At 56.1% G+C, this 7,868-nt stretch carries 7 protein-coding genes; all 7 read right to left on the reverse strand.

Annotation, left to right across the window (positions count from 1 at the left end; translation table 11 throughout):
* The coding region (locus RT018_RS15310) for a DUF711 family protein (RefSeq protein WP_312943181.1) at positions 1–864 on the reverse strand (864 nt) is incomplete at its 3' end.
* A gap of 10 nt (positions 865–874) precedes the next feature.
* Positions 875–1,144 carry an ACT domain-containing protein gene (locus RT018_RS15315; protein WP_312943182.1) on the reverse strand — a complete coding sequence of 90 codons (270 nt, stop codon included), beginning with the start codon at positions 1,142–1,144 and terminating at the stop codon, positions 875–877.
* A gap of 111 nt (positions 1,145–1,255) precedes the next feature.
* Positions 1,256–1,756 (reverse strand): hypothetical protein, encoded by a 501-nt coding sequence (locus tag RT018_RS15320; protein WP_312943183.1) that lies wholly within the window; start codon positions 1,754–1,756, stop codon positions 1,256–1,258.
* An 86-nt stretch (positions 1,757–1,842) separates the two neighbouring features.
* A complete protein-coding gene (locus RT018_RS15325; RefSeq protein ID WP_312943184.1) occupies positions 1,843–3,054 on the reverse strand; it encodes an aspartate kinase in 1,212 nt (403 codons plus the stop codon).
* A gap of 47 nt (positions 3,055–3,101) precedes the next feature.
* Positions 3,102–4,295 carry a homoserine dehydrogenase gene (locus RT018_RS15330; protein WP_312943185.1) on the reverse strand — a complete coding sequence of 398 codons (1,194 nt, stop codon included), beginning with the start codon at positions 4,293–4,295 and terminating at the stop codon, positions 3,102–3,104.
* Positions 4,296–4,316: 21 nt separating this feature from the next.
* Entirely contained in the window at positions 4,317–4,757 is a 441-nt protein-coding gene (locus RT018_RS15335) for an ACT domain-containing protein (protein ID WP_312943186.1), read from the reverse strand.
* A 295-nt stretch (positions 4,758–5,052) separates the two neighbouring features.
* Positions 5,053–7,593: a transglycosylase domain-containing protein gene (locus tag RT018_RS15340; RefSeq protein WP_312943187.1), complete on the reverse strand. Its 2,541-nt coding sequence runs from the start codon at positions 7,591–7,593 to the stop codon at positions 5,053–5,055.
* Between the last annotated feature and the right edge of the window lie 275 nt (positions 7,594–7,868).

Below are 7,868 nucleotides of genomic sequence, written 5' to 3' on the forward strand. Positions count from 1 at the left end.
CCGAGCCACAGAATCGCCCACAGCAGGGGTAGGCGCAAGACTCAGATCCACAATGCCAAAGGGTACATCCAGCCGTCGGGATGCCTCCTGCGCCACCAACTGGCCCATACGGGTAATGCGGAACGCGGTCTTTTTCACCGTCTCCGCCAGCTCGTCAAATGGACGACCCCGGACGGCCTTCAGTGCGCTGCACACAACCCCCGGACCGGAGACGCCCACGTTGATGACGCGCTCGGCCTCACCTACGCCGTGGAATGCTCCCGCCATAAAGGGGTTGTCCTCCACCGCATTGCAAAATACCACCAACTTGGCACAGCCAAGACCGTCCTTATCGGCGGTACGCACCGCCGTCTCCTTGACGATACGACCCATCAGGGCCACGGCATCCATATTGATGCCCGCCTTGGTGGAGCCAACATTGACGGAAGAGCAGACCAGCTCCGTGGAGGCCAGCGCCTCGGGAATCGAACGGATGAGCTTTTCATCCGCTTTCGTCATTCCCTTCTGCACCAAAGCGGAATATCCGCCGATGAAATTCACGCCGCAGATCCCGGCCGCCCGGTCCATTGCGAGTGCAAAGGGCACGTAGTTCTCCGTGTCGGAGGCCCCCGCCACCAGTGCCATGGGCGTGACGGAAATCCGCTTGTTGACGATGGGAATGCCAAATTCCCGTTCAATGTCCTCTCCGGTTTTCACCAGCTTTTCCGCAGATTTCGCAATTTTATCATAAATCTTTTGGCAGGCATGCGCCGGGTTGGGATCGCAGCAGTCCAGAAGCGAAATTCCCATGGTGATTGTGCGGATGTCCAAATGCTGCTGGTCGATCATCTCAATGGTGGAGAGAATATCCTTTTGATTTAACATAGCCTCTCCCTCAAATACGGTGCATGGCGTCGAAAATTTCCTGCCGCTGGATGCGGATGGAAATATCAAGCTGCTTGCCCAGAGTGTCCAGACGTGCGCCAAGTTCCCCGATGGGCATGGAGGTCTTGCCCACGTCCACCGCCATCACCATGGTGAAGCTTCCCTGCATGATCGTCTGAGTAATGTCCAGAATATTGACATTATTCTCCGCAAGAAGAGTGCACACGCCGGCAATAATGCCGACTCTGTCCTCCCCTACCACCGTTACGATTGCGTTCATTTCTATCTTCCTCTCTCTTGTAATTGCGCGGGCCGGGCCGGGCCGCGCCCTGTAACTTTCCTGTAAAGCAAGGAAAGGGCCGCCCATCGGCGCCCTTTCCCCCGCGTGCTGTCAGCACGGAATGGTTGCCATGGCCGCTACGTCCGCCGGGTCCAAAAATGGCCCGAACGCGGGCGGCAGGAACGTCATCATGATGTATAGAATGCCCATCGCCACCGCCAAAACCATCCAGATGGAGCGGTCCCCCTTTGTAAGAATCCCTCGCTGAGCCATTGCCAGCGCCATGGCGGAAAGCACAATCCACACCAGCAGATACGCACCCGGTCCCGGCCTGACAACGGTCATCGCCCAGAAAATCAGAACGGCGGCCAGGGGCGTTAACGTAAGCCAGGGGAGCCTTTCGGAGAATTTTCCGCCGTCCCGCAAAGGAATCACCGCGGCCAGCAGCAGCGGCCAGAACAGCAGCTTTCCAAGCTCCCAAGGACTTGCAAACCGAGGCGTCAGCGCAGCAAAAACTGGGTTGCTCCCTGCCGAGCGAAGCAGCAATAAAAACAGCCCCGCCAGCAGAACCGTCAAAAAGCGGACGGAAAAAAGCGCAAAACGATTTTTCATAGGACGACTCACCTCCTTGAAACTTTATGCGCTTCAAAGAGAAATCAGAACCGCTTGCTCCCTTTCAGGCTCCGTCGCCGTGAAAATCAAGTTTCGTCAAAGAATTTCGCGTGGATTGCGCGAACGGCTTTATCCACATCCGCCTGGTCTAGCAGGACGGAGACGCGGATTTCGGAGGTATTGATCATCTGAATGTTGATTCCCGCCTCAAACAGCGCCTCAAACATTCTGGCGGCCACGCCGCAGTTGCTCATCAAGCCCATACCCACAATGGACACCTTTCCAATGTGCTCATCGGTATTGATGTGGTCAAATTTCAGAGCCGTCTTGTGCTCTTCCAGCAGCTCCACAGCCTGCTCCACGTCCTTTTTGTGAACGGTGAAGGTGATGTCCTTTGTCTCCTCGCGGCCGATGGACTGCAAAATTACGTCCACGTTGATGTTGCCCTTGCTCAAAAGATCAAAGACCTGAAATGCCACGCCGGGGTTGTTTTGCAGGCCAACCAAGGCAATGCGTGCAATGCTGGAATCCTTAACCACACCCGCGATATTCGTCTTTTCCACTTTCGTAACCTCCTTGATGGTCGTGCCAGGCTTATCCTCCAAGCTGGAAACGACCTGCAAATTCACATGAAATTTCTTTGCCAGCTCCACGCTGCGGTTGTGAAGCACCTGCGCGCCCTGACTTGCCAGCTCCAGCATTTCGTCATAGGTAATCTCGCTGAGCTTTCTGGCGTTTGGCACAACACGGGGATCGGTGGTATAAACGCCGTCCACATCCGTGAAAATCTGGCACAGTGACGCATGGAAGGTGGCCGCCAACGCCACGGCGCTGGTGTCCGACCCGCCCCGGCCCAGTGTGGTTATGTTTCCGGTGCGGTCAATTCCCTGAAAGCCCGCCACCAGAACGATGCGGCGCTGGTCCAGTTCAGATTGAATCCGCTCCGCGTCTATCCGCCTGATGCGGGCCTCACCGTACACAGCAGAGGTCTGCACCCCCGCCTGCCATCCCGCCAGAGACACGCAGCGAAGGCCGCGCCGCTCCAGTTCCATGGCGCATAGGGAAATGGAAATCTGCTCTCCGACGGACAGCAGCATATCCATCTCCCGGTTGGAGGCGCGGGGATTGATCTCCTGCGCCCGCTCAATCAAGTCGTCCGTCGTGTCGCCCTGCGCGGACAGCACCACGATCACGTCGTTCCCAGCCTGATAGGTCCGCTCGATAATCTCGGCCACGTGGCGAATGCGCTCAGCATTTCTCACTGAGCTACCGCCAAATTTCTGCACAATTAAACTCATTTGCGTTAACCCCTTTTCCTCTGGATAACCTGATAATCAGTCCCGGCTCAGCCCAGCACCCGCAGCCGGGCAAGCACATTCAAGCGTTCAGATTTTTCCAGCGCCTCCCGCAGAGAAATGGAGTCCGTCAAAAATCCGGTCTCTCCATCCTCACTGAGCACCTCCACCTGACCGAAGGCCATTGCCGCGTCCATCAGGCTGCCCTCAATGCGGAAATAGAAGCGGGTGGACACCTCTGCGGGGTCCACAAACCCCTCAGTGTCTCCGCTCCAGCCAAGCCCCTCCTGACGAGGACTGCGGCGCAGGCTCTCCATCACGTCGGACACGCAGGCCGAAGCCGTGGGCAGCTCTCCCGCGCCCCTGCCGTAAAACATCACCTCACCCACGGCGCTTCCCCGAATCGCCACGGCATTGTAGACGTCCTCCACGTTCGCCATGGGATGCTCTTCCGGTACCAGATGAGGCGCGACATAGGCGGAACGCCCTCCGCCGGGCATCCGCAGGCACCGAGCCAGCAGCTTGATGCGGTAGCCCGCGCGCTGCGCCACCTTCACGTCTCGGAGGGACAGCTTTGTGATACCCTCCATGGGAACATCCTCTGGCCGCACCTGCGCGCCGAAGGCCAAATCCGCCAGAATGCAAATTTTTCGCCCCGCGTCAATTCCCTGCACGTCGGCTGTGGGGTCTGCCTCGGCATAGCCCTTGGCCTGCGCTTCCCGTAACGCGTCTGAAAAAAAGGCGCCGGTGCGGACCATACGGGTGAGAATGTAATTGGTGGTACCGTTGAGAATTCCGAAAATCTCATCCACCCGGTTGGCACACAGGCACTCTGTCAGCGGGTGAAGCACCGGGATACCGCCGCCCACGCTGGCTTCAAAAAGGTAGTTCACGTTCTTCTTCTGGGACAGCTCCATCAGTTCCCAGCCCTTTTCGGCAACCAACTGCTTGTTGGCGGTCACCACGTGCTTTCCCGCTTCCAGCGCCCGCTTGGTATATTCATATGCAGTCTCTATCCCTCCAATTGTCTCCACCACCACGCGGATTTCATCGTCCCGCTCAATGTTGGCGAAGTCGTCGGTCATAAATTGGCGATAGGGGCCGTCCTTAAAATGCCGGACCAGAATGGACTTCACACTCAGCGGCTCCCCCAGCTTCCGCTCGATCTGCCGGGCATTTTCCGCCAGCACCCTGGCTACGCCGGTCCCCACCGTGCCAAGGCCCAAAATTGCAATCTTACTCATGGATCGATCCTTTCGCTGTTTTTATCCGGCCAGCACCTCAAACCGGACCACACCTTCCACACCGGAAATCTGCTCCAAAAACGCCTCCAGCGTCATCTCCATGTCCGAGGTTTCCGCAGACACGGTGACGGCGGCGCAGCCGTTGGTGGGAATGCTCTGATTGATGGTTAGGATGTTGGCGTCCGCCCCCGCAAAGCCAGACAGTACACGGCTCAATACGCCCGGCGCATCCTTCAGCATTCCGTAAAACGTGATGATGTGCTCCGATTTTAAATCGTTGAAGGGCTGCACGGAATCCTTATACTTATAAAACGCGCTGCGGCTGATACCCGCCATTCGGGTGGCGGCACCTACCGTGTTTACCTCGCCGGTTTGTATCATGCGCTTGGCTTCCGCCACCTTCACAAAAATCTCCGGCAGGGCGTCCGCCGCTACAATGTAATACTTGACCTCTCTGCCCATTTTCGTCCGCCTCCCATGGTCATTTGTCTTTGCACTTTGACTAGTTTAACATAGAAGCTGACAGGTTGCAATGCACAAACACAAGAATTTTTCCACCCTCCGGGAAAATTTTTCGGTGAAATGTCCATACCCCGCGGCCTAATTCCGAAAAACAGGGGGAATTCACGTTGTTCGGCGGGCTTGGGCGTTCTCATACCACGGAATCTAGGCCCGCTTTTGCCCGCGAAGCCCGGCACCTCCTATTTTGTTTAAATGAAAACCGCCGCACAACCGTGCGGCGGTTTTTTGAGCTGCATCAGTTTCCCGTGTTCCAGACGTTGTTAATCCAATCGTCTATTCCAGTGGAAGGCTCGGAGGGTTCCGTAGGCTCTGCTGGCGGAGTCGTCCCGCCGCCGGAGCTGTTACCGCTGGGGGGAGTCTTGGGTGGCTCCGAGGCAAGCCCCGTGTCTTCGCCATCGTCGGGATTCGTCGGCTCTCCTTCGTTGTCAGGGTCAGGGGGCAAGACGCCGTCCTGATGAACCGGGCAGGGCGGAAGCACAACTGTTCCATCTTCCAAACGCGTCTGCAAGGAACCAATCAGATAGGCATTGTCGTCCGCTTTGATTTTGGGACCATAGTCCACCCGTGTATAATCCAGCAGGGCCACCGGCTTCACGCTGGCCGCGGGGCACAGCGGTGTGGCAAGGACCTTGCCCTCGGTGCAATAGTCGTAGAACTTATGGAGATTGCACTCCTCCACAGGGGCGGTGCCCGCCGCCACCTCAACCTCCCGCACGCGGCTACCTCGCAGGTCCGCCTTGCAGGCGTCCGTGGCCAGAAGGCCACTGTCGGCGCACACAGTCACCTTCACAAGACCGCTGGTGGGTTTTGGAAAGGACTTGTTTTCCTGCTCGTCCGCAATTTTCTGCATGACCTTCTGCCACATAGAGGCGGCAGGGTTTCCGGAATAGCTGATGCGTTCAGGCTTGTCATAGCCGCACCAGACCGCCGCAGCGTAATAGGGCGTGTAGCCCACAAAATACCGGTCCTTATTGGCACTGGTGGTGCCGGTCTTACCGGCGCTGGTCATACCGGAGAGCTTGTACCGGGAGGCGGTGCCTCCATTCATCACGCCCTGAAGCAGTTGGTTCATGAAATAGGCAGTCGTTTCTTTCACAGCCACGTGGGTTTCCGTCTCGTTGTCCAGAATCACATTGCCGTTGCTGTCCTCCATCTTCGTGTAAAGACGGGGAGAGTTATACACGCCACCGTTTGCAAACACCGCAAAGGCCGCGGCCATTTCCTCGGTTGAAACACCGTAGGTCAGGCCGCCCAGACCCAGCGCCGCCGTGTTGATGTCGTCCGCCACCAGATCCAGATTTTCCTTCTCCGTAGCAAAGTCAAAGGAGTTCTTAACGCCCAACTTTTCGATTACCTGCACCGCCACGGTGTTGACGGAGTTTGCAACGCCTTTTGAAAGGGTTGTCCAACCCTTGTAGCCCTGCGGGGAGTTTTTCGGCCACGGGTTGTCGTTCAGCAGACGCACGGGATAGTCATCAAAGGTGGATGCCATGGTAACCACTCCGGCATCCAGCGCCGGAGCGTAAACCGTGACGGGCTTGATGGCGGAGCCACACTGCCGCTTTCCCACGGCATAGTTCCATCCCAGATTGTCCTGTTTAGTACCCACCTTGCCCACCATGGCCTTTACATTGCCGGTAGACGGATCCACGATCGTAATGCCGGACTGAAGGGCCTGTCCGCTGGAGGAGGTCACGTCCAGATTGGCGCGCTCCTGATACACGGACTCGGCAATATCCTGAATATGTGGGTCCACAGTACAGTAAATCGTATAGCCGCCGTTGTAAAGCCGCTTGCGCGCCGCCCCGGTGGTAATACCAAGCTGCTTTGCAAAGTCCTCGGAGACGTCGAGAATTACCTTATCCACAAAGTAGGAGTTAATACCGGTGGTATTTCCGCCGCTTTTTTCAACGTTATCGGCAGCCACCAGCTCCTGCGCGGAGACGGAGCCGTCGGTAAACTTCAGCTCCTCGTTCACCGCCTGATCGTATTCCTCGGGACTCAGGTATCCAAGATCCAGCATCTTTTTCAGAATATTCTGCTGGCGATCCCTGTTCATCTCGCGGGCCGTTTTCTTCACACCGGTTTCCTTGTTGGTGATGACCACGGTGGACATGGGCCCGTACAACGAGGGATTATTGGTGATGGCAATAATGCTGGCACACTCCGCCGTGGACAACTCCGACACGTCCTTGCCGAAGTAAAACTGCGCGGCAGTTTGCACGCCGTAGCACTTCTGGCCCAGATAGATATGATTGAGATACAACTCCAAAATTTCTTCTTTGGAGTACTTTTTCTCAAACTCCAGCGCCCGGAAAATTTCCCGGACCTTGCGGTTAACCGTGTTGTCGTTGTCATGAGTCATGTTCTTGAGTAACTGCTGCGTAATCGTAGAACCGCCAAATGTACTGCTGGTGCGTAAAAACAGATTTGTCGTGGCCCTGGCGGTCCGCAGCCAGTCCACGCCGTGGTGGCTGAAGAAGCGCTCGTCCTCGATGGATACCGCAGCCTCCCACATGGTTTTGGGAATCTGGTCGTAGTCTACCCAAATACGGTTTTCGTCACCGTAAATCATCTGGAGCTCTTCCCAATTCCCCGTCTGGCTGTTCTCGTACATAATGACAGAGCTGAGATTCATGGTATAGTCGTCGGCATTGATGTCCAAAGCGGGCGTCAGCGTCGTTTTCACATAGTACATGAAAATGCCGGCAATCATCGCGCCGGAGAGAATGCCAACCAACAGCAGGGTCCGGACTACAAACCAAATTGTATCCATTGAATTTCTTCCGGGCCTGCGGCGGCGACGGTGCTCTTGGGGCTGGGACGATTCCCGGTGTCTGCCGTGCTCTTCCATTGCAGAACACCTCCTTTTCCTTAGTTCAGGGGGACAGCCAGTCTACTCTCTCATAGCAAAATGGCTGCACATAATACGCCATAGTATCTTTCATTTTACCATTCCTGTCAACACCAAAATTGTCGCTTTTTTCTTATTAAAAGTTCCTTAATTCAGGAAAAATATTTATTTACCGGAAAAATCACCTACTCTGAAAT

The organism is Oscillibacter sp. (genome assembly GCF_032060045.1).
Classification (GTDB): Bacteria; Bacillota; Clostridia; order Oscillospirales; family Oscillospiraceae; genus Oscillibacter.